The organism is Desertimonas flava (genome assembly GCF_003426815.1).
In the GTDB taxonomy this organism is placed as follows: Bacteria; Actinomycetota; Acidimicrobiia; order Acidimicrobiales; family Ilumatobacteraceae; genus Desertimonas; species Desertimonas flava.
This window is the reverse complement of the sequence record NZ_QKYK01000013.1, coordinates 111,022-137,680: the sequence shown is the minus strand read 5'-3', so window position 1 is coordinate 137,680 and position 26,659 is coordinate 111,022. Positions and strand designations below refer to the sequence as shown.

The window sequence follows — 26,659 nt, the reverse complement described above, 5'->3', positions numbered from 1 at the left end:
GTGGCACCGTGTTCTCGTTGCGTGGGAAGGACCTTAAATCGTCCCAATCAGTTAGGTCAATTATTCCTGGACGATCATGGCGTGGCACTGGTCACGCCAGGGCGAGGATCGACAGTCCTCCCGGTCGGTCGCAGCGCACTACGATCGCCGCGATGGCCGACATGGAGGTCACGGACCGCATTGGCGCTGCCGGTCCGCAGCTCACCACGGCCGAGCGGCGCGTCGCCCAGGTCATCCTCGAGCTGCCTCAGCTGGTCGCCTTCGGCACGGTGGCCGATCTCGCCGCCCAGGCCAAGGCCGGCGCAGCCACCGTGGTCCGCCTGGCCGCCAAGCTCGGCTTCGACGGCTTCAGCGCACTGCAGTCGTCGGTGCAACGTGACCTCAGCCGTCAGCTCCGGCCCGCCGTCGAGCGGATCCGCGAGCTCGACGGGCACCAACCGCTCGAGCGGCACGCGGCGGTGGTGCTGTCCAACGTGCAGGCCACCCTGGCCGCCGTCGATCGCGCCACCCTCGACAAGACGGTCGAGCTGCTCGCCGACCTCGACCGGCCGGTCCTGGTGCTGGCAGGAGACGCCGAGCGCGGCGTCGCCCTGCAGTTCGTCCACGACCTGACCGGCTTGCGGGCCGACGTCGATCCGGTGTGGGGCACCGACGTGGCGGTCCGGCGCCAGCTGGCGGTCAGCGCCCCGCAGTCGACGCTGCTGGTCCTCGACCTGCGGCGCTACGAGCGCTGGCTTCTCGACGGGGTCGCCGTGGCGCGCGAGCTCGGCCACACGGTCGTCGCCCTCAGCGACGGCCCGCTGTCGCCGCTGGCGATGGCCGCGCACTACTCGTTCACGCTCGCCGCCCAGTCGATGTCGCCGTTCGAGAGCCAGGTCGGCACGCTCGCCCTGCTCGAACTGATCACCGCGTCGGTGGCCGAGCGCATCCGGGACTCGGCCGAGAGTCGCTTGGCCCGCGTCGACGCGGCGTGGGCTGCCGGCGGCTCGTTGACCGACGGGTGATCCTCGACCCGCTGCGCTCGTGCGGTCACGCCGTCTGGAGCGCGCGGGTCACTGACTTCACCACCGGAACGCTCGACGAGGTCGACGCCACGCAGGTGCTCCCCACGGCGAGCGTCGGCAAGATCTTCGCCCTGATCGCCGTGGCCGATCTCATCGAGCGCGGCGCCCTCGATCCCGACGAGCGGCTGGAGCCGACGAGCGACGACATGGTCGCCGACTCCGGCCTGCTCCAACACCTCGTGGTCCAGCGCCTCGCCGTCGACGACCTCGCCCGGCTCGTCGGGGCGGTGTCCGACAATCTGGCCACCAACGTGCTCCTCCGCCGGATCGGCCTGTCGACGGTGCAGGAGCGGACGACTGCGCTGGGGATCACCGACAGCGCACTGAACGACGTCGTCCGTGACGACCGACGCCCTGGCGTCCGTGACGACCGACGCCCTGGCGTGCATGCGGCGACGCTCTCGCACGGGACGGCAGCCGAGCTGTCGCGCGTTGCCGAACGACTCGATCGGGGCGGTCTCGTCTCGAGCGAGGTGTCCGCCCGCGTCCGGGGCTGGCTGGCGACCAACACCGATCTGTCGATGGTGGCGTCGGCGCTGGCGTTCGATCCGCTCGCTCACGGCGGCACCGACCGGGCAACGGGGATGTCGATGTTCAACAAGACGGGCACCGACGAGGGCACCCGGGCCGACGTCGGAGTGGTGAGGCTGGGGGACCGGCGCGTCGCCTACGCCGTCATCGCCCGGTGGGGCCGGGAGGACATGCACAGCCGCGCGGCGGTGCTCGACGCGATGCGGACCGTCGGACTCGGCATCCGCGCTCACCTCACCGGCTGGTGACCCGACCCAGACGGCGATGTCACCGGTGTGCGCGACGCCTGCCGCTCAGTCACGGCGTCGGCCTCGCGGCCACGGCGCATCGCCACGGAGGCCACCGCGCCCGCCACGATGGTGATGCCCACGGCCTCTGAGACGCCGATCGCCTCGTCGAGGAAGATCCAGGCGAGGACGGGGATCTGCACCGACATCAACGTGTTGATCGCCGCCATCTCGGCGGCGCCGAGCCGGCGCAGGCAGATGTTCCACCATGTGAACGCCAGCGCGGTGTTTACCACGGCGAGCCACGCGACCACGGCGGCGGCCGTCAGGCTCACGCGCGGCACGCCGTCGATCATCAGGCCGGCGACGACGAGCACGGCGGCGCCGACCGACATCGTGGTGGCCGTGAGCCGCCACGCATCCAGGTGCGTGGACCGATTGACGGCGCGTCCGTACAGCGCCGAGGCGGCGTTGGCGCCGAGACCGATCAGCGCGGCGGCGAGCCCGATCGCCGTGAAACCGAGGTCGCCGGTGAAGTAGATCAGCGAGCCGGCGATGATCGCCGCGCCGGCGATCAACTGCCGCCGTGTCATCGGCTCACCGATGATCGTTCCGGCCGCCGCCACGAGCAGGGGAGTGGCGGCGAGGAGCAGGTTGGTCGTCGCCGCCGGTTGGTTGTCGATGGCGACGAACTGGGCGCCCTGGGTGATGGCGAACTGCACCACCCCGAGTCCGGCGATGGCAGCCAGGCCGCCCGCGCCGAGCGACCGCAGTGGCGCCGGTGCCCGGACGGGACCGCGAAGGGCGATCCACGCGCCGAGGGCGACGGCAGCGAGCCCGTACCGGAGCCCGGCGAACGTGAGCGGAGGGATGCGGTCGCCGTCGTCCAGGAGCTTGCGGATGAGCACCCACGAGCTCGACCACAGCACGGTGACCAGCACGGCGAGCAGGCGCAGCCGCACGTGACCGGACGCAGTGAACGACGGTGGGATGGTGGGGACGGGTCGGGACATGGGAACCTCCGGGAGCGGCACGCGACGGGTTGCGGTGCCGACGTCTCCCCCCAGGCTTTTGTCCCGACAGATGCAGGCCCGAATATGTGGGGCCGTCTGCGCCGCTCGGACCAGACCCACCACTGGCATGTGTGGCGGCGGAACCCTAGGCGCCTACATATCGACGAGCCGAGTGTACGTGATGGTCCGCGATCGCCGGCCGCGGCCGATCTACCGTTTCGTCATGACGGAAGTCAAGCGCTGCCGCTGGTGCCGTCGAGCGCTCCCGGAGCAGCGCGGTCGCGGGCGACCGCGTCTGTACTGCTCGCAGCCGTGCCGCCAGTGGGACTGGGTAGCGAGGCAGCGCGCCAACGAGCTCGAGCTGAGCGAGGGGGAGCTGGTGATGGCTCGGTCGGCGCTCGACGAGCTCCACGACGATCTGTACGTGCTGGCGTGCGCGGTCGACGACGCCGAGGCCGACCTGGAGGCCGCCGGGGCCAAACCGGCGGCGGCCGAGCTGCGCCGCATCCTCGATTGGGTGCTCGACGCCGCACGACCGCTGCGCAACCGCGAACTTCCCGCCGCGGCGTCGCCATCGCCGTCGCCATCGGCGTCGCCCGCCGAGTCGCCCGGCTCGCCACCAGCCGGGTGAGTGGCGCATGATTGGCGCTTACTCGTCTTCACGTCAGGGGAACGAACCATGCCGATTGCGATCACCGACGACCACCGCGCGCTCGCGTCCACCGTTCGCGATTTCGCCACCGCCCGGTCGTTGCGCGCCGGGAATCGCGCCCTGCTGGAGGCTCCCGATGAGGCCTTGCCGGAGTGGTGGGGTGAGCTCGGCAATCTCGGCTGGCTCGGTCTCCACGTGCCTGAGGAGCACGGCGGATCGGGGTACCGGCTCGAGGAGCTCGTGGTGGTGGTCGAGGAGCTCGGTCGCGCAGTCGCCCCTGGCCCGTTCGTCCCGTCGGTGATCGCCAGCGCCGTCATCGCTGCGGGCGGCGACGACGCCGCCAAGAAGGAGTTCCTCCCCGGGCTGGCCGACGGCTCGACGGTCGGCGCCGTGGCCCTCAGCGGCGACGTCACGGTGAACGGGGGAGCAGCGAGCGGGGATGCCGGCGCCGTCGTCGGCGGCGGGCTCGCCACGCTGCTGCTCGTCCCCGCGGGTGACGACGTCGCCGTGGTCCGTGTGGGCGACGGCGTCACGGTCACGACACCGCCCAACCTCGACCCGTCGCGCCGGGCGGCCCGCGTCACGCTCGACGGTGCGCCGGTCACGGTGCTGCCCGGTGCGCGCCGGCTCCTCGTCGATCTCGCCCGCGTGATCCTGTCGGCCGAGGCCGTCGGCGTGGCTGCCGAGACCACCGAGCTGGCCGCCGCCTACGCCCGCGAGCGCCTCCAGTTCGGCCGCCCGATCGGCATGTACCAAGGCGTGAAGCATCACGTCGCCAACATGGTCGTGGCCTCCGAGCTCGCCACCGGCGCCGTCTGGGACGCCGCCCGTGCCGCCTCGACCGGCGGCGACCAGCTGTCGTTCGCCGCCGCCGTGGCGGCCACGCTCGCCGCGCCCGCCGCCGATCTCTGCGCCAACCTCAACACGCAGGTGCACGGCGGCATCGGCATGACGTGGGAGCACGACGCGCACCTCTACATGCGCCGGGCGACCGCCTTGCTTCTCCTGCTCGACGGATCGGCCGCGGCGTCCGACCTCACCGACCTGTCCCGCAACGGCGTGGTGCGGGCCAAGGCGATCGAGCTGCCGCCCGAAGCCGAGGCGATCCGCGCGGAGGTGCGGGCGTTCGCCGCGTCCCTCGAGGGTCTCGACGACAAGGCCCGGCTCGAGAAGCTGATCGAGACGGGTTACGTGATGCCGTCGTGGCCCAAGCCCCACGGACGCCAGGCCGGTGCCGTGGAGCAGCTCGTCATCGAGGAGGAGTTCGAGAAGGCCGGGGTCAAGCGTCCCGAGTACGGCATCACGGCCTGGAACATCCTCACGATCATCCAGCACGCCACGCCCGACCAGGTGGAGCGGTTCGTCGGCCCGGCCCTGCGCCAAGAGGTGATCTGGTGCCAGCTGTTCAGCGAGCCCGACGCCGGCTCCGACGCCGCCGGCATCAAGACGAAGGCCACCCGGGTGGAGGGCGGCTGGCTGGTGAACGGCCAGAAGGTGTGGACGAGTGGCGCCCACCTGTCGAGCTTCGGCTTCGCCACCGTGCGCACCAATCCCGAGGTGCCCAAGCACGAGGGCATCACGATGATGGTGATCGACATGCACGCCAAGGGCGTGGAGGTCCGTCCGCTGCGGCAGCCGAGCGGCAACGCCGACTTCAACGAGGTCTTCTTCGACGACGTGTTCGTTCCCGACGACGACGTGATCGGGCCCGTCGACGGCGGCTGGACGGTCGCCCGGGCCACGCTCGGCAACGAAAGCGTCAGCATCGGCGGCGGCACGTCCCGGTACGGCCAGACCGCCCACGCGGCGGTGTCTGCGTTCGACGCCCATCCCGAGCGCCTCGAAGGGGGAGCGGCTCGTCTCGGCCGTCACCTCGCCCACCATCAGGGCATCGCACTGCTCAACCTCCGCTCGGCCAACCGCGCCGTCGCCGGCGACGGCCCGGGGCCCGAGGGCGCGATGACGAAGCTCGTGCTGTCGGAGATCCTCCACGAGGCGGCGGCGATCTTCACCGAGCTCAACGGCCCCGATGCGCTGTTCATGGACGGGCCCGGCGCCATCAGCAACGCGATCGTCCTGTCACACCGCGGGCTGTCCATCGCCGGCGGCACCAGCGAGATCAAGCGCAACCAGATCGGCGAGCGCATCGCCGGCCTCCCACGCGACCCGCTGCTGAAGTAGCCATCGGCCCCGGTTCTCCGTGGGATCGAGGTGTGTGCTCGGGGTTGCGGTTCCCGCAATCACCGACACACACCTCGCTGTCGGTTCGGCTCAGCCGGTGCGCTGCGTCGGGATCGTCATGCCCAGGGCCGCGGCGACGGTGGCGACGACGTAGCCCGGGTCGTTGACGACGTCGTGGTGCGTGAAGAAGTAGACGGTCTTCCCGTCGAGCTGCAGCGCGTTACGGCGGCGCTCCTTGTGAGTGCGGGTCGGGGTTTGACTGGTATCCGAGCCGCCCGCCGACCTCGATGACCCGCTGCTCGCGTGCCGCGCGTCCCGACGTCATCGGATCGAGGTGTGTGCTGGGGGTTGCGGTTCCCGCAATCAGCGGCACACGCCTTGCTGTCGGTTCGCTCAGCCGGTGCGCTGTGTCGGGATCGTCATGCCCAGGGCCGCGGCGACGGTGCCGACGGCGTAGCTCGGGTCGTTGACGACGTCGTGGTGCGTGAAGAAGTAGACGGTCTTCCCGTCGAGCTGCAGCGCGTTACGGCGGCGCTCCTTGTGAGTGCGGTCGGGGTTCGACTGGTACCCCAGCCGCCCACCGACCTCGATGACCACTCCCCAGAGCGGAAACTCGAAGTCGACGCGGACCACACCGACCCCCGCGAGTTTCCACCGCTGCTGCACCGCAGGGATCGGAAGCCCAGCCGACCGCAGGAGCCTGAGGAACCGGCGTTCCAACCAGCTGTCGACGACGGCGGATCGCACTGTGCTCTCGAACCGGGCAACCCCAGCACGGCCGGCGCGACCCATCTCGTCGAGGCGCTGCCGCAGATCGGGGACAGACGTGAGACGCATGCGGCAGGCACTGTCGAGCGCGTTGGTGGCCTCGTCGTCGCTGCCCCACGCGAAGAGGTGGATGACCGTGAGCGTGGGTGAGGTGCACCTCATCCCGGCGACACTCCAGCAGTCTGACGGGCCGAAGGCGTCGACCGAATGCAGAACATGCGGTGTTCGCCGCCGCCGATCATGCAGCGTCACGAACTCCAGCGGCCCCTCGCGGAACCCGTCGAGTCGGTAGAGGCTGGCCGCGGCCCGGCCGCCGATCATGGCGTCGGGCCCGGCGTCGAACAGGCCGGCCTGCAAGCGCCCGCGATACGTGAGCTTCACCCCTGGGAAGTGCAGCGCCTGCCGCCCGCGCGCGACGATCTGTCCGGTCGCGATGCGCCTCGACAGCGCGCTTGCGGAGAGGCCGCGGTCGCGCGCCTGCTTCCGGCTGAACACCTCGTGCTGCCGAACGGCGAGCCCGGCAAGTCTCCGATCGACGTCTCGCATGCCCCGATCATGACGACGCCCTGTGACAGGGTTTCCCGCTCTGTCGGGAGCGCCCTGGCCATCGCAGCTTTCGTCATGACGAAACCGCGTGCGCTTGACGTCGTCGGGGCCGGGGAGTGCGCCGACCGGGCGAGGTCTGTGTCGAGCGTTGCGGCTCGAGCACTCCTCGTCGCCCACCTCGGACGAAGCCGACGATCGACGGGCCGGACGCGGCGACGAGCCGTGCCAGGAGAGGTGGGTCGGAGTCGCGGATCAATCCCGAGACACGTCAGCATCATTCATGGCAACAGCGGCGACCCACCGGAGCCGGCGACGACGCCCGCCGGGGCCAGCGGAAACCGGCGAGGCGGTGCCGTGGACGAGGGGTGTACCTCCAGATGCCTAAGTTTCGTCATGACGAAAGCGGTGCCGCAGCAGGGGACCGGAGCCAGGGGAGGGTCGACGAACTCGACGAGGACGTCGTCGAGGTGCCCTCGGCCACGAGGCGCCGCGAGCACGCGGCCTGGTCGGCACCCGCGGACCAAGCAACCGCGTGGAGAGGCCATCGTGAACCGCGGCGGGTTGGACGAATCGCCCGCGCCGACGACCCACCCCCGATTACCGTCATGACGAAAGTCCTCGGTGACAAGCCCCCAGGGGAGGGCCCCAGCGCGGTCCCGGTCCGCGTCGACGACGACTCCGACAGCCGAGCGGCCAGCACCCGAGAGCGCGACGCGAGAACTCACCGAGCGCGGCGCGCACGCCGCGACCGAACGGCGTGGAGGCCGCGACGCGCCAACCGAAGTGACCACCTCGAGACGCGGACGCACCACTCGACATCCGGAGCCCGCCGGCCCCTCGCGCGTCCACCCCGGTGATGCCCTGGAGGTCGCCCCGTCCCGACGCTCCCGGAGCATTTGCGTCATGACGAAAGAACCCCTGGAGCCCAGGTCCCGGCGATCCGGCCCGCCCATCGTCATCAGCGCACGCGTCCGTGCCCAGGGAGCCACGCAGGCGTCCCCAGATCGGGCTCCGCAGTCCCTCGAAGGCGCAAACCCGAGCCATGCCACGGACGTCCGGCCGATGGACGTCCGGCCGACGGATTCCGGCGATCCGAGATGAAGCGTCGAGCCTGCGGTGGAGCTTTCAGGGGCGGAATTATGGGCGAAGCCGGCGGTGCTCCCGGCGAGCGCAGCGAGCCCCCTCCACCCGCCGGCGCCGCCCATAATTCACGTTATGTCAGATATGCACGAGAGACAATATGGCCTCGTGATCAGGACATCTTCGGCGTCACCCCAGGTTGTGAGGCCTGATGGGATCGCGTGCCCGACCCGGCGGGTCACCCGGCGTTGGTGAGAACGCGCCAGTCGGTCGAAAGGAATCTGTCCGTTCGATTGAGAGGCACGATTGAAATGACGATTCGTAAGACTCGTTCTCGCATGCTCACCCGGACCGGGGTGTCCCTGGTCGCCGCCGCCGGCTTCGGTCTCGCCGGCCCCACGCTGGCCGCCGCGGCGCCGGCCGCGTCTCCGATGTACCAGCCGGCGCCGTTCGAGGCGACGTCGGTCGTCGGCCTTCGTGAGGGCTCGAGCGGCGACGGCGTCCGCGCCGTCCAGGAGAAGCTCATCAGCTTCGGCTACGTGATCCGCGAGGGTGCCAACGGGGTGTTCGGGCCGTCGACGACGCGAGTGCTGCGGCACTTCCAGGAACAGAACGGCCTCAATCCCACCGGGGTCGTCACCGAGAACACGGCCAAGTACCTCGGCCTCTCGGGTGGCGTGACGGCGGGCGCGGGGTCGAATGCCGGGGTGTCGAACAATCCCCCGGCCTCGTCGTCCACGTCAGTTGTCGGTCTTCGCCGCGGGAGCACGGGAGAAGCAGTCCGCCAGCTTCAGACCAAGCTCCTCGGACTCGGGTTGTACCTGAGCGGCGGCGCAGACGGCACGTTCGGACCGTCCACCGAGCATGCGGTGAAGATGGTTCAGCGTGTCAACGGCCTGTCGGAGACGGGGGTGGTCGACGAGCGCACTGCGAGCGTGCTCGGCGTGGGGAATGCCTCTTCCCCCGAGACCCCCGCTCCGGCAGGGTCGGTTCTCCAGTACGGGTCGCGGGGCGAGGGCGTCAAGCGAATCCAGCAGCTGCTGATGCAGTCCGGCATCACCGTCAACGGTGGCGCCGACGGAATCTTCGGGCTGGCCACGCAGCGCGCTGTTCGCACGTTCCAGCAGGCCAAGGGCCTGCCGGTCACCGGTCAGGTGGACGCCGCGACCGATGCCGCCCTCGTGCAGGCTGCGGCCGCCGGCGGCGGCAACGCCCCGGCGCCGTCGGGTGGCATCGTCGGGCTCCGGCTCGGCTCCACGGGCGACGGCGTGCGCAAGGTGCAGCAGGCGCTGATGGACACCGGCATGACGCTGCGCGGCGGCGCCGACGGCATCTTCGGCCAGGCCACCCACAACGCTCTCGTCGCCTACCAACGGGTCAACGGTCTGAACCAGAGCGGCATCGTCGACTCGGCCACCGCCCGTCTGATGGGTCTGGGCGGCGCCAGTGGCGTGTCGGCCCCGAGCGGCGGCGGTTCCACCGCCGCCGGGTTCGCCGTGTACGACGAGCGTGGTGCGCGGGTCACGGCGCTCCAGCAAGCGCTGATCAACGCCGGCATCACGGTGCCGGGCGGCGCCGACGGTGTGTTCGGATCGGGCACTCTCGGCGCGGTCATCAAGTTCCAGCAGGCCAAGGGTCTGCCGGCGACCGGCAAGGTGGATCAGGCCACGGCCAACGCCCTCGGCCTGTCCCCGATGAACTCGACACCAGCTCCGCAGGCCCCGGCGGTCGCACTGCATGCTCGTCCCGTGGGCGGTTCGTGCTTCTACGGCGACACGTGGCAGGCCGCTCGTGGTGCCGGTCGAGTGCACCTCGGCACCGACATCGGCGCCGCCGAGGGGACTCCCCTTCGCGCCGTCGCCTCCGGTCGCATCACGTACGTGTACAACGATCGCCCCGGCTCGCTGTCCGGCAACGCCCTCAAGATCACGACCGCTGACGGCACGTACTTCTTCTACGCCCACCTGTCGGCGTTCGCCGACGGGATCGGCGTCGGCGTGCCCGTGTCGGCGGGTCAGGTCATCGGCTACGTCGGCAGCACCGGCAACGCCGGCATCCCCCACCTCCACTTCGAGGTGCACCCCGGCGGGGGATCGGCGGTCAACCCGTACCCGTACCTCAAGCAGTACGGCGCCTGCGGCTGATCACGCCACGCCCGATCCAATAGCGTCGGGCGGCATGCCGCTCCCCCGTTCCGGCCGTCCCGCCGACGACGTCCTCGCCGAGCTCGATCAGCTCGGCGGCGACGACGTCGACTGGGCGGCCGGTCGCTGTTTCTCGCTCGTCTACTCGGCGGGACCCGACGTCGAGCGCGTGGCCGACGAGGCGGCCCGGCGGTTCGCCATGGCCAACGCGCTCAACACGGACGCCTTCCCGAGCCTGCGCCGGATGCAGTCCGATGTGGTCGGCGTCGTCAGCGACTGGCTCGGTGCACCCGACGGGTCGGCCGGGTTCATGACGTCGGGCGGGACCGAGAGCCTGCTGATGGCGGTCAAGGCGGCACGCGAGCGGCATCGGCGCCTCGAACGTGGTTCAGGTGCCCGGCCCAACGTCGTGCTGCCCACGTCGGCCCACGCGGCGTTCGAGAAGGGCTGCCACTACTTCGGGCTCGAGAGCCGTCGCGTCGAGGTGGGCGCCGACTGGCGGGCGGACCCCGACGCGATCGCCGCGGCCGTCGATGTCGACACCGCGCTGATCGTGGCCTCGGCGCCTCAGTACCCACAGGGCGTCATCGATCCCGTCGCGGCGATCGCGGCGATCGCCGCCGAAGGCGACATCAACTGCCACGTCGATGCCTGCATCGGCGGCGTCACGCTCGCCTATCTCCCCCGGCTGGGCGAGGAGGTCGCGCCGTGGGCGTTCGAGGTGGACGGGGTCACGTCGGTGTCGGTCGACCTGCACAAGTTCGCCTACACGGCCAAGGGGGCGTCGGTGATCGTCCACCGCGACAAGCAACGGCGCTCGGATCAGACGTTCCTCACCGACAACTGGCTCGGAGGGCGCTACGGCTCCCCCGCCGTGCTCGGCACCCGCTCGGGCGGTCCCATCGCCGCCGCCTGGGCCGTGCTCAACCACATCGGCGACGACGGCTATCTCGAGCTCACCCGGCGGGCCCGGGCGGCGACACTCGAACTGGCCGCGGTCATCGACGCCGAGCCCCGCGTTGTCCTGCTCGCCCGGCCCGACGGATGCTTGTTGTCGTTCGCGGCAGCCGATCCCGATCAGCTCGACGTGTTCGCCGTGGCCGACGCCCTGCGGACACGCGGTTGGTTCGTCGATCGGCAGGGCCCGCCCCGGTCGCTCCATTGCACCGTCAACGCGATCCACGACGGCACGATCGCCGAGTTCGCCACCGCCCTCGCCGACAGCGTCGACGAGGCCGGTGGCCGATCGGGCGCGTCGGGCGCCTACGCGACGATCAGCTGACGCCGGCGGTGCCCGCCACGACGAGCTCGGCTGACGCCCGTAACTCCCCCGCCGCTCCGAGGAGCGACATCGTCACCACGAGCGTCCTGGTCCCGTCGGGCGCGGTGGACACGTGGACGGTCGTCGGCCCGGCGTCGGGCTGGAAGTAGAACCCTTCGCCGTCACCGCCGATCGACAGTTCCCAGTCGATGTACTCCGGCTCGCAGTCGGCCGCGCGCCGGGCCAGTCCTGACTCGGCGAGGTCGTAGACCCCGTCGCCGCTGAAGCCGGGCACGACGAAGGTCCACCCCGCGAACCGCTGTCCACCGATGCGCTCGTCGGCCCCGGCCGGGAGCCGGAGATCGACCAGCAGCGCATCCTGGCCGGCGTACGGGTCGCCGTCGCCGGCCGAGCCATCCGGATCGACCACCACGGACGCCGGGATCGGCCCCGACCACTCCCCCGACACCGCACCGCTCACCCGCAACCGCAGACCGGCGACCGGCCGCGCCGCCAACTCCTCGGCGACGCGCCGCTCGCGCTCGGCCTCGGCGCGCTCGGCGTGCTCGACCTGACGGTCCCGCAGACGACGAAGCCCGGGAATGGCCGTCATCAGCGCCTCGCCGGCCGCCTCGTTGCGGAACTGCCGGCCCGACTCCTCGGCCTCGTACTCGGCCGCCTCCCGGACGCGGCGGTCCGCCGTCGTCAGCTCCTTCACCTTCGACGTCAGCCAGCGCTTGGCGAGCCCGCCGAGACCTTCGTTACCCACAGTTCCTCACTCATCGTGCTGTCCTCGAGGGACCGTCCCTCGAGGGGCGCCGGGAAGACCGGCGCAGCGTCCGACGTGACGGCCCGGGCGTTGGTTCCCCCGTCGTCGTCACGGGGCGGGTAGCCTAGGGGTTGCCGACGAAGCCGCTCGGGAGAGCTGGTCCGCCAGCGCCGAAGGAGCAACCGCCCCGGAAACTCTCAGGCCCCGGGACCGAGCGGGTGAGGCAACGCTGGAAAGCAGATCGGCCGGTCCGCCGGGCGAGATCGCCGAAGGGGAAAGTCGACCCACCGAGGACGTTGGGGCGATGGAAGCTCTCAGGTACCGATGACAGCGGGGGCGCTCGACGAGACGCGCACGCCTGCAACGGTACGGAGACGACATGAATCACCCCGACGAGTTCGCCGCCCGCCACATCGGTCCCGACCGTGCCGCCCAGCAGGCGATGCTGGCCCGGCTCGGAGTCGACTCGGTGGAGGCGCTCCTGGACGAGACGCTGCCGTCGGCCATCCGCAGCGACGACAGCCTCGCCCTGCCGGCGGCCCGGTCCGAGGCCGAGGTGGTCGCCGCACTCCGTGCGATGGCCGCCGAGAACCGACCCCGCACGAGCCTGATCGGCATGGGCTATGCCACCACCCACACGCCCCCGGTGATCCAGCGCAACGTCCTCGAGAATCCGGCCTGGTACACCGCCTACACGCCGTATCAGCCCGAGATCAGCCAGGGCCGTCTCGAAGCCCTGCTCAACTTCCAGACCGTCGTCTCGGAGCTCACCGGCCTCGAGGTCGCCAACGCCTCGCTCCTCGACGAGGCCACAGCGGCGGCCGAGGCGATGACGATGGCGCGGCGGCTGTCCAAGTCGCCTTCGGCGCGCTTCGTCGTGCACCACGACACGCACCCGCAGACGATCGCCGTACTCGGGACGCGGGCCGAGCCGGTCGGCATCGACCTCGTCGTCGGCGGCCTCGACGAGCTCTCCCCCGAGGCCGGCGGTTGCTTCGGCGCCCTGTTCAGCCTGCCGACGTCCACCGGTGCCGTCGTCGACTGGCGCCAAGCCATCGAGACCGTCCACCAGCTCGGTGGCCTCGCCGTCGTGGCCACCGACCTGCTGGCCTGCACGCTGATCACTCCCCCGGGCGAGCTCGGCGCCGACATCGCCATCGGGTCGGCTCAGCGCTTCGGCGTGCCGCTCGGTTTCGGCGGCCCCCACGCGGCGTTCCTCAGCGCCCACACAGCGGCGGCTCGCGCGCTGCCCGGCCGCCTCGTCGGCGTCAGCGTCGACACCGAGGGACGGCCGGCGTTGCGTCTCGCGCTGCAGACCCGGGAGCAGCACATCCGCCGCGAGAAGGCGACGTCCAACATCTGCACCGCTCAGGTGCTGCTGGCCAACATGGCCGGCCTCTACGCCGCGTGGCACGGCCCGGCCGGCCTGCGGGCGATCGCCACCCGGGCGGCCGGTGCCGTCAACGACCTCGCCGGACGACTCGCCGCTGCGGGCTTGACGCTTCGCCACGACGCGGCGTTCGACACGATCACCGTCGACGGCGTCGACGCCGACGCCGTGGTGGCTGCCGCACGGGACCGAGGCATCGACCTACGCCGGGTCGACGACACGTCCGTCGGCATCAGCTGGGGTGAGGCGACACCCGACGTGCGGGCCGACGTGCTCGCTGCGTTCGGCCTCAGCGCCGCGGTCGACCCCTCCCCCGCCGACCTGCGACCGGACTGGTTGCCCGACGGTATGAAGCGCACGAGCGAGTTCCTCACCCAGTCGGTGTTCCACCGGCTGCACACCGAGCACGAGATGCTCCGCTACCTCCGCCGCCTCGCCGATCGCGACCTGGCCCTCGATCGCACGATGATCCCCCTCGGCTCGTGCACGATGAAGCTCAACGCCACGACCGAGATGATGTCGATCACGTGGCCCGAGTTCGCCGATCTCCACCCGTTCGCGCCCGACGACGAGTCCGTCGGTACCCGGCGGCTGATCGCCGAGCTCGAGGCGTGGCTCGCCGAGATCACCGGCTACGACGCCGTGAGCGTGCAGCCCAACGCCGGCAGTCAGGGCGAGTTCGCCGGACTGCTCGCCATCCGCGCCTACCACCGCTCACGCGGCGACGAACAGCGGACCGTCTGCCTCATCCCGTCGAGCGCTCACGGCACCAACGCCGCGAGTGCGGTGATGGCCGGCTTCGACGTCGTCGTGGTGGCCACCGATCCCGACGGCAACGTGGACGTCGACGACCTCGACGCCAAGCTCGCCGCGTCGGGCGACTGCGTGGCCGCCGTGATGATCACCTACCCGTCGACCCACGGCGTGTTCGAGGAGCAGATCACCGAGATCTGCGCGCGTGTCCACGACGCCGGCGGGCAGGTCTACATCGACGGCGCCAACCTCAACGCGCTCGTCGGCCTGGCCCGCCCCGGGCGCTTCGGCGCCGATGTCAGCCACCTCAACCTGCACAAGACGTTCTGCATCCCCCACGGCGGAGGTGGCCCCGGCGTCGGTCCGATCGGCGTGCGGGCGCACCTCGCGCCGTTCCTGCCGGGCGACCCTCTCGGCGGCGACGACCAGCCCGTCGGACCCGTCAGCGCCGCCCGCTTCGGCTCGGCCGGCATCCTCAACATCCCGTGGGCGTACATCGCCCTGATGGGACCGCAGGGACTCCGCGACGCCACGGCGGCGGCCATCCTGTCGGCGAACTACGTCGCCGCCCGTCTCGCCGACCACTTCCCGGTGCTGTACACCGGGGCCAAGGGGCGCGTCGGACACGAGTGCATCATCGATCTCCGGGCGATCACCAAGGCGTCGGGCGTCACCGTGGACGACGTCGCCAAGCGACTGATCGACTACGGCTTCCACGCCCCCACGATGAGCTTCCCGGTGGCCGGCACGCTGATGATCGAGCCGACCGAGAGCGAGCCACTGGCCGAGCTCGATCGCTTCTGCGACGCCATGATCGCCATCCGCGGCGAGATCGACCGCGTGCTCGACGGCGACTGGGCCGTGGCCGACAGCCCGCTGCGTCACGCCCCGCACACCGCCGAGGATCTGCTCGCCGACGAGTGGACGCGGCCCTACCGCCGCTCCGAGGCGGCCTACCCGCTCCCGTCGCTGCGCGCCGACAAGTACTTCGCGCCGGTCTCACGCATCGACGGTGCGTCCGGCGACCGCAACCTCATCTGCACCTGCGACAGCCTGGAGGCGCTCGCAACCCTTCGGTGAGACCGCGGGATGTAGCGTCACAGGCCATGGCTGACCCGCGCACCGACCCGATCTCGGATCTCATCTCGCTCGTCGCCGGGCCGATCGCCGCCGTCGTGCGCTCGTTCGAGCAGCTCCGCAAGGGCAGCGATGAGCTGATGCGGGGACTCGAGAACTTCAACACGACGATGGAGTCGCTCAACGAGACGGCAGCGCGCGTCAACCGCCTGCTGAACGAGTTCGAGGAACCGGTGCGGGCCCTGATGCCTCAGGTGACACGCACCCTGAAGACCGCCGACGACCTCGCCACCCGGCTCTCCGGACCGCTCGACGAGGTGATCCCCGGCCTCGTCCGGCTCGCCGAGACCCTGAACTCGCCGGTGCTCGCCGCGTTGCCCACCGACCTCGGCTCGTTCCTCGACGCGATCAACGATCTCGTCCACCGTCTCGGTCCGCTGTCCCAGCTCGCCGAGACGGCCGGCGGCATGTTCGGCCTCAAGCTCCCGGGGATGAGCCGGCCGGCTCCGGCCGCCCCTCCCCCGCCGCCAGCCGAACCGGCGAAGAAGCCGGCGGCCAAGAAGCCCGCTGCCAGGAATCCTGCGACTAAGAAGCCCGCGGCCAAGAAGGCCGCCGCCAAGCCCACGACGACGACTCGGGGTTGACCTCGGCCCGAGGGGTGCCCGGAGCGCTCTCCGGGTCAGGAGCTGCTGACGAACGGGGTGGGCACGACCACGCCCGCGAGGCGCGTGCCGCGCACGTCGATCGTCACCGACGAACCTTCGGTCACCGTCGGCGGCGCGAAGGCCAAGGCGATGCCGTGCCCGAGCACGGGCGAGAAGTTGCCCGACGTCACGACGCCCACTTCCTCGTCGCCGACGAGCACCGCACAGCCGGAACGAGGCGGGCGACGGCCTTCGGTGGCGATGCCGACGAGATGGCGGGCGATGCCGCGATCACGTTCGGCCGCCAGGGCGTCACGGCCGCGGAACGATCCCTTGCCCCAGGCGACCACCCAGCCGAGACCCGCCTGCAGCGGCGTGATGCCCTCGCCGAGCTCGTGGCCGTGGAGCGGCAGCGCCGCCTCGAGACGCAACGTGTCGCGGGCGCCGAGGCCGGCGGGAACGATGCCGGCACCGGTGATGGCAGCCCACAGCGACTCGGCCGCGGCGACCGGTACGGCGATCTCGAGCCCTCGCTCTCCCGTGTACCCGGTGCCGGCGACGGTGCAGTCGGCTCCCTCCCAGGAGGCGTGGATGACGCGGAAGCGACCGACGGCCGCGGCCTCGGGCCACACCGTGGCGAGGCGTTCGGCGGCGTGCGGACCCTGCACGGCGAGCACCGCCCGTTGGTGGGTGGTCTCCTCACCGCCGATGGCGGCGACCACCCGGTCGGTGTTCGAGGCGTTCGGCATCACGTCGAACGTGGCCTGGTCGCCGCCCGCCTCGGGATGCCACCAGACGATGATGTCGTCGAGCACCGAGGCATCGGCCTCGTCGAGCAGGTGGGTGTACTGGGCGCGGCCGGGACCGATCTTGCCGAGATCGTTGGTGAGCACGTCCTGCAGCCTGTCGTAGGCATCAGGTCCGCTGACGCGGACCGAGCCGAGGTGTGAGACGTCGAAGACCACGCTGTCGGCGCGGCATGCGCGGTGCTCGGCGATGGTGCCGCCGGGGTACTCGAGCGGCATGTCCCAACCCCCGAACGGGACCATGCGGGCCCCGAGCGAGCGGTGGACGGCGTCGAGCGGCGAACGCTCGAGGGTCATACGGCGCGGTGCAGGGGGCGCGCGGCGTCGGGTCCGGCAGCGGGCACCGGAGCAGGGGCGGCAGCGTCGACCGGCAACGAGCCGATCCCGGCGTCGACGTCGGCCTTCACACCGGCGAGGGGCAGGATGTTCAAGACGCCCTGGCCGCGGCGGCTCATCAGCTCGATCAGCTCGTCGTTGTTCTGGAGGACCACCGACGTCTTGCCGCTGATGACGATGTTGGCCGAGGCGATGTCGTCGCCGACGTTGTCACGCAGGTTGCTGAACACCTCGCGGACCGACTCCAGCTTGAGGCCGGCGTCGAGCAGGGTCTTGATCATCCGCAGCTCGAGCAGGTCGTGGTACGAGTACTGACGCCGGCTCCCACTGCCGGACGCCTCGGCGAGCGACGGGCGGATGAGGTCGGTACGAGCCCAGTAGTCGAGCTGCCGATAGGTGATGCCGACGATCTTGGCGGTCTGGCTGCCGCTGAAGCCGGTCTGCTCCGGGCTCGAGGCCATGGCCTCCTCCTCTCCTCCCACGCTGACGCTGCCGACCCAACACCGGCGTAGTTACGTCATTGTGACCGCTCAAGGTTAGAAGGTCGCTCTGAGGACGTCAAGCGCCGGAGCCGGCGAGCTCGGCGTCGGGTTCGGGCACGTCGGGTTGCCGACGCTCGGCCGGTCAGGCGAAGTCGTCCGGGTTCACCTGATCGATGAACTCGCGGAACTCGTCGATGATCTCCTCGGCCTCCTCCTCGGGCTCGGCCGGAGGCTCCTGTCCGACGAGGTCGAGGAGCTCCTCGTTGGCCATCATCGGCGCGTCACAACGAACGGCCAAGGCGATGGCGTCGGACGTGCGGCTCGACATGACGGTGAGGCCGCTGTCGGGGCGCCGGAGGTGGAGTTCTGCGTAGTACGTGTGGTCACGCATCTCCGTGACGACGACCCGCTCGAGAGCCACGCCGAGCTCGGCGAGGGTCTGGACGAACAGGTCGTGGGTGAGCGGCCGGGGCGACTCGACACCCTCGAGGGCGTAGTGGATGGCCGTCGCCTCGGGTGTCCCGATGTAGATCGGCATCAGACGATGGCGGCCCGTCGCCTCGCGCAGGAGCAGCATCGGGGTGTTGGCCGGGACTTCGACCCGGACTCCGACGAGCTCCAAGGGAACCACGCGGTCAGTCTACAAGTCGGACGGCACCGGGAGCCGACGCGCGGCCGCCGACATCAGAGGTTGAGCGAATTGCGCGTGGCGGCGCGAGTGAGCGCGGCGCGCAGTTTCGCCGCCAGCGCTCCGAGCTCTTCGAGCTGCGCCGACGCCTGCACCCGGGCCTCGGGATTCCGCTGGCGCAACAACGGCACGACGAGCTGCTCGAAGAGTCCCACCTCGCGCTCGACCGACGTGCGCCACGCCCGCAGGTGGCGGGCGTCGATGCCGGCACGGAGCAGGCTGCCCGCGGCGGCGGTGATCTCGACGGCGTCCTCGCCGTACAGATCACCGGACCCCTTGCGGCGGCTGACGACGCCGTACTCCTCGAGCTGATGCAGCTGGGCCGGCGTGACCGATGCCATCGAACACAACTCGTCGCGGTTCACCAGCACGCCGGGCAACAGCCGGGGTGACTGCTGGCGCGGCGCAGCCGGCTGGGTGGCCGCCGCCGGGCGGGGCATGTCGGCCGGCGTGGGCGACAGGTCCATCGTCGCCGACGACGAACCCCGCGAGACCGGAGTGGCCGGGGCCGGTGGCCGAGCCGTTGGAGCAGAGGGCCGGGGTGACGGCGCGGCTTGCTGGTCGGCTCGAGGCCGCGACGCCGGTTCCGTCGGGCGCGACGTGACCGGGTGCGAGGCCGATCGCGACGGGGCCGAGGTACCGGCCGCGATCCGGCCGCCCGCGGCCGGATGCTTCGCCACGACCTCCGACGGGGGCTCGATCTCACCCGAGTCGATGCGGTCCTTGATGACACGCAGCGGGAGGAAGTGCTCGCGCTGCTCGCGCAGGATGATGCGCAGCAGCTCGACGTCGGCGTCGTAGAACTTCCGGTAGCCCGACGGGGTCCGCTCGGGCTCGATCAGCCCTTGACTCTCGAGGAAGCGGATCTTCGAGATCGTGACGTCGGGGAACTCCTCGAGGAGCAGCCCGAGGACCTCGCCGATCGACAGGTGAGCGACGGTGGGTTCAGCCATCGGCCCGCTCGAACAGGACGAGCCTGAACTTGCCGATCTGCAGCTCGTCGCCGTGCCGGAGCACTGCCCGGTCGACCCGCTCCTGGTTGATGTAGGTGCCGTTCAGCGAGCCCTCGTCGCTGACGACGTACCCCTGCGGCGTGCGCTCGATGGCGACATGACGGCGCGACACCGTGATGTCGTCGAGCATGATCTCGGAGTCGGGGTGTCGGCCGAGGTGGGTGACGCGGTCGTCGAGGACGAACCGCTCCCCCGCCTGGGGCCCCGACCGCACGATGAGCACCGCCGAGTCCTTCGGCAGCGACCCGACGGGTACGACGACATCGTCGTGCCCGCCGGCGGCGTCCTGCAACGGATCGACCGCGGCGATCGTGACCGTGCGATCGTCGAGCGAGTCGAGGGGGTTGCCGCAGCTCGAGCAGAAGGCGCTCTCGGGCGGATTGCGGTGCCCGCAGCTGTTGCAGAAGACGTAGGCCATGTTGTCGCTAGCCCTCGATCAGGGTCGTGTAGGCCGCTGCGTCGAGCAGCCCCTCGATCTGGGACGCGTCGGACACCTCGATCTCGCAGATCCACCCTTCGCCGTACGGATCTTCGTTGAGCAGCTGCGGGGTCTCGCCGAGACTGTCGTTGACGGCGACCACCGTGCCCGACACCGGCGCGTAGATGTCCGACACCGACTTGGTGCTCTCGACCTCGCCCAGCGTGTCGCCGGCCTTCACGACGTCACCGACGGTCGGCGGCTGCACGAAGACGACGTCACCGAGGGCATCTTGCGCGTAGTCGGTGATCCCGATGCGTACCTTCGATCCGTCCGTGCTGATCCACTCGTGGTCGGACGAGAAGCGCAACTGGTCGGGAACGTTCATGAGGCCCAACCGTATCGAAATTGGGCGCGCTTGCCGGATGATCGGGCCAGCCGATCGCCGGGCGAGGCGACCGAACCGTGACGGACCGGGTCAGGCACCGGCGACCGCCGCCCGCACCTTGGGGACGTAGGCGACGGCGGTGTACCAGGACAGCGCCAGACCGGGGATCCCGAGGATCCACGAGGCGATCTGGAAGCCGGTGTTGCCCGGGAAGTCGCTCGCGCCGAGCATGAATCCCGGCACGGCGAACATCAGCAGAAACGTGGCCAGCTTGCCCCAGTACGTCACGTCGAAGCGGGGCATCTTGAACACGAGCGTGGCGATCGCCATCATCGCCCCCACCAACACCTCCCGCGCCACCACCAGCACGCAGAACCAGATCGGTGCCGCGCCGTCGATGATGATCGCCAGAGTCCCGACGATGAACAGGAGGCGATCGACGGTGGGATCGAAGATCTTGCCGAACTCGCTGACCTGCCCGAGGCGGCGGGCCAGATAGCCGTCCACCCAGTCGGTGGCGCCGAGGCCGCCGAGCAGCCACGCCGCTCCTGCCCGGTTGTCCCGGCCGAAGAGGAGGTAGAGGAACACCGGCAGGCACAGCAGGCGCGCCAGGGTGAAGAGGTTCGGGACGGTGAGCAACCCGGAGACGGGTGCCGCACCCGCGTCGGACGGCTGGACGGCTGGGGTGTCGATGCTCTCAGTATGTCCGGTGGAACCTGGTGCTCTCGGCGACCGTCGTCCGGTGGCGTCACGACAGCGCGATCGGGCAGGCTGGGCACCGTGCCGACCATCTTCACCCGCATCATCGACGGCGAACTTCCCGGGACCTTCGTCTGGCGCGACGACCGCGCCGTCGCGTTCATGTCGATCAACCCGATCGCCCGCGGCCACGTCCTCGTGGTCCCCGTCGCCGAGATCGACCATTGGCTGGATGCAGCGCCGGAGTTGGCGGCTCACCTCTTCGAGGTGTCGCGGATCATCGGCCTCGCCCAACAGGCCGCCTTCGACGTGGAGCGCATCGGCGTGATCGTCGCCGGTTACGAGGTGCCCCACACCCACGTCCACGTGATCCCGACGAGGTCGATGGCGGACCTCTCGTTCGCCAACGCGGCGAGCAGCGTCGACCGGGCCGATCTGGCAGCGGCCGCGGACGCGATCCGCGCTGCGTTGCGGGCTGCGGGGCACGACGCCGTCGCCGAGTGAGCACCCCGGGCAGTCACTCTGAAATATGTACCGTCGGCAATCGAGGGCTGATACCGTCATGATCCGTTAGGCACGCTGACCCTCAGGTGCCCAGGGGTGAGGACCATGACCGCAGCACAGGCCGAGCCCTCAGCGCCCGCCGTGGAGCCGGTGTCGTTGGGGATGGAGTTGCTCGCTGATCGGGTGAGCCTGCTCGTCCTCCGGAACATCTTTCGCGGGTCGCACCGCTATCAGCAGTTCAAGGACAGCTTGGGCGTGTCACACGCCGTGCTCACGGATCGGCTCCGCCATCTCGAGGCCGCCGGGCTGATCGCCCCTTGCCAGTACAGCGACCGTCCGCCGCGGTTCGAGTACAAGCTCACGCCCAAGGGTGACGCCTACTGGCCGGTGATCGTCAGCCTGTGGCGCTGGGAGGCGATCTGGATCCGCGATTCCACGGCGACGCTCGCCTCGGTCCGGCACCGCGAGTGCGCCAAGGTGATCCTTCCGTGGTTCGGCTGCACCTCGTGTGGTGAGGAGGTCGGTCTGGACAGCCCACTCGACGTCGGCGTCAGCAACCAGACGTTGTTCGACTCGCTGTCGCGCACCGCGCACCGCTACCGCCGCGCCGGCGGGCCGTCGCTGGCCTCGTTCGCCAGCACCGCGTCCGACGGCGTGTTCACCGTGCTGCGCGATCGCTGGTCGGGCCTGATCATGCTGGCCTTGGTCAAAGGACTCACCCGGTTCAGCGAGATCCAGAAGCATCTCGGCATCTCCCCGACGCTGTTGTCGCGGCGTCTCGACGAGATGACCGCCCTCGGAGTGGTCGAGCCCGTCGTCGTTCCAGGTCGCGCGCACCGGGCCTTCCGCATGCTCGACAAAGGCGGCGACCTCCGTCCGGCGCTGGTGCTCACCCACCTGTGGGCCAACGAGTGGAGCGAGACCGGCCCGCGCGCGGACATGCTCCTGTACCACGGCGACCATCAGCTCCAGCCGGCCTGGTTCTGCGACGTCTGCGGCATGGCGATCGTCCGGCCGTCGGTGGACGCTGAGGGCATCCCCGACTACGACGAGACCCGGCTCGCCGGTCTGAGTTGATCGGGCGGGACGGTCCACCCGACCGCTACGCGGCCGCCACCGCGTCGACGAGATGGGCGTCCTTGTTGCGGACGTTGTTGACGTCGTAGCTCACCGGATGCATCGTCAAGATGTCATCGGCGGCGGGCACGAGCAGCTCCGACAGGCGCCCCGTGTCGTGCATGTCAGGGTCGAGCCACTCGTCCCAGACCGACCGGGGCAGGATCACGGGCATGCGGTCGTGGACCGGTCGCATCGTCGCGTTGGCCGACGTGGTGACGACGGTGGCCGAGTGCAACCACATGTCGTCACCGCTGTCGGTCTCCGCCGCCGGGTCCTTCCAGCGGGCCCAGAGGCCGGCGACCGCGAGTGGCTCGTCGTCGATGCGGTGGATGAACATCGGCTGCTTGCGTGGCTTGCCCTTGGCGTCGAGCGGCGAGCTCTCGGTGGCGGCTTGCCACTCGTAGAAGCCGTCCATCGGGATGATGCAGCGATGCTTGCGGAACACGCCCTTGAACGCCGGCTTCTCGCCCAGCGTCTCGGCCCGGGCATTGATCATCTTGGCGCCGATCTTGCGGTCCTTGGCCCATGACGGGATCAGCCCCCAGTGGAAGACCTCGAGCCGGCGGCCGTCCGTGCTCGACGTCGGTGCGGCCGCATCGGCGCGTGCGCCCTCGGGCGCGGCCGCCGGTGCCGGATCGGCGACGATGCCGTAGACGTCGTTGGTGGGAGCCACGTTGTAGTTGTCGCCGAGGGACTCGCCGCCGAACGCGGCACCGAAGTACTCGGCGATGGTTTCGGGGGAACTGGCTGAGACGAACCGGCCACACATGGGTCCATCATGCCCCGTTCCCACCCATACGGGCCGCCGCTGCGCCCGCGGCGGCGGCCCTGACGGCGGAGTATGGACTTCAGCTCGCAGAGTTTCAAGCCAGTTTCGACTGACACGGTCAAGCCCCCCACCACCACTTCCCTGGCAAAGGCCGCTACGGTTCGCCCAATGAGTGCGGTCGAACGGCGTAGACGTCCAGCCCTCGTGTCGGCGGTCGTCCTGCCGCTCGCGGCGGTTGCCGGGCTCGCCGCGATGGCGGTCGGAAACGGCGATGGTCTCGCTCCGGGAGCTGCGCCCACCACGACCGCGGTGCCGACGACCGGCGCGCCCGCGACGACCTCAGCGCCCACGGCGTCGGAGGCGTCCACCACGGCGATCGTCGGGTTCGCGTCCGGCAACGAGGCGCGATTCGCCGCCGAGGGCCTGATCCCGTCGTACATCCAGTCTCAGTTCCAGCTCGAGGTCACCGACGCGGCGTGCTCCAAGCCGGCGAGCGGTGAGACCGGTCAGCAGTTCGTCTGCTACGCGCTCAAGCCGGGTGACCTCGTGATCGCGCTTCGCGCCACGATCGGCGAGGAGCGCCTGGTCGACCTCACACTGATCACCGATCAGCAGCCCACCACGACCACCACCGAGCCCGTCGCCACCACGACGGCCTGAACGCCGGACGCGCCACGGGCCGGCCGATCCGGCGATCGGCCGGCCCGTGACCAGGAGATCGGGACGACTCAGCCGACGGTGGTCACCGGCGCGGCGTCTGCGGCGACGGACGGAGCGGGGGCATCGGCGGTTCCCGTGATCGTGCTCAGGTCGGTGCAGGCGAGGAGCTTGGCGACTTCGGCCGCGATCGTCGGATCGACGGCGGTGGGATCGGCCTGGACGGCCCCGGTGTCGACGATCTGTTGCAGCACCTCGTCAGGGAAGGTCGACAGCATCTTCGAGGCGCACTCGAGGTCGAGGACGCCAGGGGGCGTGGACGACTCGGCGAGGGCGACGACCTGCTCGACGAGCGCCGGGTCGGCGTCGCCGTCGACGCACGTGACGAGCTGCTGCGACAAGGCCAGCGTCTCGGGCGACAGGCCCATGTCCCCAATCGGCGGGATCGAGATGGCGGGGACCGACGGGATCGAGATGTCACCGAGGTCGGGCATCGAGATGTCGGGCAGTTCGGGGATCGAGATGTCGCCCAGGTCGGGCATCGAGATGTCCGGCAGTTCGGGGATCGAGATCTCGCCCAGGTCGGGCATCGAGATGTCGGGCAGTTCGGGGATCGAGATGTCGCCCAGGTCGGGCATCGAGATATCGGGCAGTTCGGGGATCGAGATCTCGCCCAGGTCGGGCATCGAGATGTCGGGCATCGGCATGTCGGCGACCGTGGCCGACGCCTCGACCTCGGCGAGGATCGCCGCCACGTCGTCCGCAGGGACCTGCTCGACGATCCCGGCGACGCAGTCGCGGTTCATCGGGATGCCGCTCTCGGCGCTCGTTGACACGATGGTGTCGACGAGGGCGTCGTAGTCGGCACCGCCGGTGGGGGGCGAGGCGTCGCTCGAGGGTGGGTCGGAGGGTGGCGTGCTGGCGGACGCGGAGTGGGCGACGAGAAGCGTGCCGAAGGCGGCAGCGGCGACCGAGGCGCCGATCACGAGGCGGTTGCGGCGGGGTGAGCGGGTCATGGCGGTGACTCTCCTTTGTTGCTCGGGCACCTACGTCCTAGCAAGCAGGCCCGAGTGATGCACGTCACCCGCCCGCGGCGACAGTCCGGCGAACGTCAGGTGCTCAGCTTGCGCGCTCCGGGCCGCGGCGTGCGGGCGTAACCGTTGATGACCTTCTTCGAGGCCGCGAACGAGCAGATCGGACAGGCCGCGAAGTCGTGCCGGAGGGCCGGGCAGTACTCGCGCCCGAAGAAGATGATCTGCAGGTGGCGGGCGTTCCAGGTCTCCTTGGGGAACACGGCCTTGAGGTCGTGCTCCGTCTTCTCCACCTTGGTGCCGTCGGACAAACCCCACCGTGCGGCGAGGCGGTGGATGTGCGTGTCCACCGGGAATGCCGGCACGCCGAACGCCTGGGCCATCACGACACTTGCGGTCTTGTGGCCCACCCCGGCGAGCGACTCGAGGAACTCCCAATCGCCGATCACCTCTCCCCCGGCGTCGACGATCTGGTTGGCCGCGGTCCACAGGTTCTTGGCCTTCGTCGGCGCCAGGCCGACCTCGCGGATGTACCCGAGGATGCCATCCGGGCCGAGCTCGACCATCTTCTCCGGCGTCGGGGCGGCGTCGAACAGCGCCGGCGTGACCTGGTTGACCTTCTTGTCGGTGGTCTGGGCCGACAGGGCGACGGCGACCAGCAGGGTGTACGGATCCCGGTGGTCGAGCGGCACGGGCGGGTCGGGATAGAGCTCGTCGAGCACCTCGCCGATCCGGTCCGCCTTCTCACGTCGTCGCATGCGATGCACGGTACGGCCCGAATCGCGAACGCGTTCGCGATGATCGGCCGTCGATGTCGATCGTCCCGATAACATCTCCCCTCGGCATCGTCCACGGGCTGTGGCGCAGCTTGGTTAGCGCGCTTGACTGGGGGTCAAGAGGCCGGGAGTTCAAATCTCCCCAGCCCGACGAAGAAGCACCTGCTCCGGCAGGTGCTTCATGCGTTTTGGCCGCCTCCCGTTCGGCGGAGTGGCGGGACAATCAGGACGACGTCGGGCGGTAGGCGTGGACGACGGCACCGGTGGAGAAGATGGTGCTGTCGAGCAGCTCGAGGGTGCCCGCGCTGGCGGGACGGAACAGCGGCTCGCCGCCTCCCTTGACGACCGGGGAGGTGCAGATGCGGTACTCGTCGAGCAGACCGGCCGCCGCGAGCCCGTCGGTGAGCTGCCCGGCACCCCAGACCAGGATGTCGCCTCCGTCAGCCGACTTCAGCCGCCCGACCTCGTCGATCAGGTCGGCGCCGGCGATGGTGACGGTCGGGCTCCAGCTCGACGTGTCGACGGGCTTCGACGCGACCACGTACTTGGTGATCGAGTTGACGTGATCGCTGAACGGGTTGCCGCCCATGTTCGGCCACGCCTGAGCCATGCCCTCGTACGTGACCCGTCCCAGGAGGAGGGCATCGGCCTCGAGGTGCATGTCGAGGAGGTAGTTCTGCGACTCCTCGTTCGAGTAGGGCATCGACCAGTCCTGCGGGTCGTCGATGAAGCCATCGAGCGTCGCGTGGGTGAAGGAGATGATTTTGCGCATGGGGAAACAGTCCTCTCGTGTGGTGGGGGACGTCTGCTCCGCATCGGCGGAGCGTGACGGTCACTGCTAGACGACTCTCGAGGAACAGACTCATCGGACGA

The 26,659-nt window shown here is 70.3% G+C and carries 24 protein-coding genes, 1 tRNA gene, 1 pseudogene and 1 riboswitch; of the genes and pseudogenes, 12 read left to right on the top strand and 14 right to left on the bottom strand.

The window, feature by feature from the left end; translation table 11 throughout:
* Positions 1–152 precede the first annotated feature (152 nt).
* Entirely contained in the window at positions 153–1,004 is an 852-nt protein-coding gene (locus tag DN771_RS16255) for a MurR/RpiR family transcriptional regulator (RefSeq protein ID WP_162942025.1), read from the top strand.
* Positions 1,001–1,843, top strand: a complete 843-nt coding sequence (locus DN771_RS16250; RefSeq protein ID WP_116998617.1) for a serine hydrolase — start codon at positions 1,001–1,003, stop codon at positions 1,841–1,843. The genes DN771_RS16255 and DN771_RS16250 overlap by 4 nt, the downstream gene beginning before the upstream one ends.
* Here DN771_RS16250 and DN771_RS16245 read toward each other — a convergent pair.
* Positions 1,825–2,835, bottom strand: coding sequence for a DMT family transporter (locus tag DN771_RS16245; RefSeq protein WP_162942024.1), 1,011 nt, complete (start codon positions 2,833–2,835; stop codon positions 1,825–1,827). The genes DN771_RS16250 and DN771_RS16245 overlap by 19 nt on opposite strands.
* 223 nt (positions 2,836–3,058) lie before the next feature.
* Between DN771_RS16245 and DN771_RS16240 the strand changes: the two genes are divergently transcribed.
* Together DN771_RS16240 and DN771_RS16235 are read left to right on the top strand one after the other, a co-directional pair.
* Positions 3,059–3,466 carry a hypothetical protein gene (locus DN771_RS16240; protein ID WP_162942023.1) on the top strand — a complete coding sequence of 136 codons (408 nt, stop codon included), beginning with the start codon at positions 3,059–3,061 and terminating at the stop codon, positions 3,464–3,466.
* Between the two features lie 48 nt (positions 3,467–3,514).
* A complete protein-coding gene (locus DN771_RS16235; RefSeq protein WP_116998585.1) occupies positions 3,515–5,668 on the top strand; it encodes an acyl-CoA dehydrogenase family protein in 2,154 nt (717 codons plus the stop codon).
* A gap of 393 nt (positions 5,669–6,061) precedes the next feature.
* Here the strand turns inward: DN771_RS16235 and DN771_RS16230 are convergent, their stop codons facing one another.
* On the bottom strand, positions 6,062–6,982 hold the full coding sequence (locus DN771_RS16230; RefSeq protein WP_116998584.1) for a type IV toxin-antitoxin system AbiEi family antitoxin domain-containing protein: 921 nt from the start codon (positions 6,980–6,982) through the stop codon (positions 6,062–6,064).
* Between the two features lie 1,418 nt (positions 6,983–8,400).
* On the opposite strand from DN771_RS16230, the gene DN771_RS16225 reads away from it, so the two are divergent.
* Together DN771_RS16225 and DN771_RS16220 are read left to right on the top strand one after the other, a co-directional pair.
* Positions 8,401–10,206 (top strand): peptidoglycan-binding protein, encoded by a 1,806-nt coding sequence (locus DN771_RS16225; RefSeq protein ID WP_162942022.1) that lies wholly within the window; start codon positions 8,401–8,403, stop codon positions 10,204–10,206.
* Between the two features lie 34 nt (positions 10,207–10,240).
* The gene (locus DN771_RS16220) at positions 10,241–11,488 is read left to right on the top strand and encodes a pyridoxal phosphate-dependent decarboxylase family protein (RefSeq protein WP_116998582.1); all 1,248 of its coding nucleotides are present in this window, start codon (positions 10,241–10,243) and stop codon (positions 11,486–11,488) included.
* On the opposite strand, the gene DN771_RS16215 is transcribed toward DN771_RS16220, so the two are convergent.
* Positions 11,481–12,236, bottom strand: coding sequence for a hypothetical protein (locus DN771_RS16215; RefSeq protein ID WP_116998581.1), 756 nt, complete (start codon positions 12,234–12,236; stop codon positions 11,481–11,483). The two genes, DN771_RS16220 and DN771_RS16215, sit on opposite strands and share 8 nt — an antisense overlap.
* A gap of 138 nt (positions 12,237–12,374) precedes the next feature.
* Positions 12,375–12,459: riboswitch (glycine riboswitch) on the top strand.
* 156 nt (positions 12,460–12,615) lie between these two features.
* Here DN771_RS16215 and gcvP point away from each other — a divergent pair.
* On the top strand, positions 12,616–15,459 hold the full coding sequence (gene gcvP / locus DN771_RS16210; protein WP_116998580.1) for an aminomethyl-transferring glycine dehydrogenase: 2,844 nt from the start codon (positions 12,616–12,618) through the stop codon (positions 15,457–15,459).
* A gap of 26 nt (positions 15,460–15,485) precedes the next feature.
* Positions 15,486–16,100, top strand: a complete 615-nt coding sequence (locus DN771_RS29585) for a hypothetical protein (RefSeq protein ID WP_162942021.1) — start codon at positions 15,486–15,488, stop codon at positions 16,098–16,100.
* A 35-nt stretch (positions 16,101–16,135) separates the two neighbouring features.
* On the opposite strand, the gene gcvT is transcribed toward DN771_RS29585, so the two are convergent.
* From gcvT to DN771_RS16170, 7 genes and pseudogenes are all read right to left on the bottom strand, one after another.
* The gene (gene gcvT, locus DN771_RS16200) at positions 16,136–17,203 is read right to left on the bottom strand and encodes a glycine cleavage system aminomethyltransferase GcvT (protein ID WP_116998578.1); all 1,068 of its coding nucleotides are present in this window, start codon (positions 17,201–17,203) and stop codon (positions 16,136–16,138) included.
* Positions 17,200–17,703, bottom strand: a complete 504-nt coding sequence (locus tag DN771_RS16195; RefSeq protein WP_116998577.1) for a MerR family transcriptional regulator — start codon at positions 17,701–17,703, stop codon at positions 17,200–17,202. Before DN771_RS16195 ends, gcvT begins: the two co-directional genes overlap by 4 nt.
* Before the next feature lie 163 nt (positions 17,704–17,866).
* Positions 17,867–18,355, bottom strand: coding sequence for a bifunctional nuclease family protein (locus tag DN771_RS16190; protein WP_116998576.1), 489 nt, complete (start codon positions 18,353–18,355; stop codon positions 17,867–17,869).
* Positions 18,356–19,127: 772 nt separating this feature from the next.
* A pseudogene (locus tag DN771_RS30895) lies at positions 19,128–19,365 on the bottom strand (MerR family transcriptional regulator); the annotation flags it as partial.
* Positions 19,358–19,843: an FHA domain-containing protein gene (locus DN771_RS30695; RefSeq protein WP_116998574.1), complete on the bottom strand. Its 486-nt coding sequence runs from the start codon at positions 19,841–19,843 to the stop codon at positions 19,358–19,360. The pseudogene DN771_RS30895 and the gene DN771_RS30695, both read right to left, overlap by 8 nt.
* Before the next feature lie 7 nt (positions 19,844–19,850).
* The gene (gene gcvH, locus DN771_RS16175; RefSeq protein WP_116998573.1) at positions 19,851–20,231 is read right to left on the bottom strand and encodes a glycine cleavage system protein GcvH; all 381 of its coding nucleotides are present in this window, start codon (positions 20,229–20,231) and stop codon (positions 19,851–19,853) included.
* Positions 20,232–20,321: 90 nt separating this feature from the next.
* A complete protein-coding gene (locus tag DN771_RS16170) occupies positions 20,322–20,870 on the bottom strand; it encodes a CDP-alcohol phosphatidyltransferase family protein (RefSeq protein ID WP_162942020.1) in 549 nt (182 codons plus the stop codon).
* A gap of 141 nt (positions 20,871–21,011) precedes the next feature.
* Between DN771_RS16170 and DN771_RS16165 the strand changes: the two genes are divergently transcribed.
* Positions 21,012–21,434 (top strand): HIT family protein, encoded by a 423-nt coding sequence (locus DN771_RS16165; RefSeq protein ID WP_116998571.1) that lies wholly within the window; start codon positions 21,012–21,014, stop codon positions 21,432–21,434.
* Positions 21,435–21,539: 105 nt separating this feature from the next.
* Complete coding sequence (locus DN771_RS16160; protein ID WP_116998570.1) at positions 21,540–22,511, top strand: winged helix-turn-helix transcriptional regulator; 972 nt, start codon at positions 21,540–21,542, stop codon at positions 22,509–22,511.
* Between the two features lie 25 nt (positions 22,512–22,536).
* Here the strand turns inward: DN771_RS16160 and DN771_RS16155 are convergent, their stop codons facing one another.
* Positions 22,537–23,322: an SOS response-associated peptidase gene (locus tag DN771_RS16155; protein ID WP_116998569.1), complete on the bottom strand. Its 786-nt coding sequence runs from the start codon at positions 23,320–23,322 to the stop codon at positions 22,537–22,539.
* A gap of 168 nt (positions 23,323–23,490) precedes the next feature.
* Here DN771_RS16155 and DN771_RS16150 point away from each other — a divergent pair, with 168 nt between their 5' ends.
* Positions 23,491–23,982, top strand: coding sequence for a hypothetical protein (locus DN771_RS16150; protein WP_162942019.1), 492 nt, complete (start codon positions 23,491–23,493; stop codon positions 23,980–23,982).
* A 68-nt stretch (positions 23,983–24,050) separates the two neighbouring features.
* Here DN771_RS16150 and DN771_RS16145 read toward each other — a convergent pair whose 3' ends face one another.
* Both DN771_RS16145 and DN771_RS16140 read right to left on the bottom strand, forming a co-directional pair.
* Positions 24,051–24,995: a hypothetical protein gene (locus DN771_RS16145; protein WP_116998567.1), complete on the bottom strand. Its 945-nt coding sequence runs from the start codon at positions 24,993–24,995 to the stop codon at positions 24,051–24,053.
* A 95-nt stretch (positions 24,996–25,090) separates the two neighbouring features.
* Complete coding sequence (locus DN771_RS16140) at positions 25,091–25,768, bottom strand: endonuclease III domain-containing protein (protein WP_116998616.1); 678 nt, start codon at positions 25,766–25,768, stop codon at positions 25,091–25,093.
* A gap of 94 nt (positions 25,769–25,862) precedes the next feature.
* Here DN771_RS16140 and DN771_RS16135 point away from each other — a divergent pair.
* Positions 25,863–25,937 (top strand) — tRNA-Pro (locus DN771_RS16135).
* 72 nt (positions 25,938–26,009) lie between these two features.
* Here the strand turns inward: DN771_RS16135 and DN771_RS16130 are convergent.
* A complete protein-coding gene (locus DN771_RS16130) occupies positions 26,010–26,558 on the bottom strand; it encodes a dihydrofolate reductase family protein (protein ID WP_116998566.1) in 549 nt (182 codons plus the stop codon).
* Positions 26,559–26,659 lie beyond the last annotated feature (101 nt).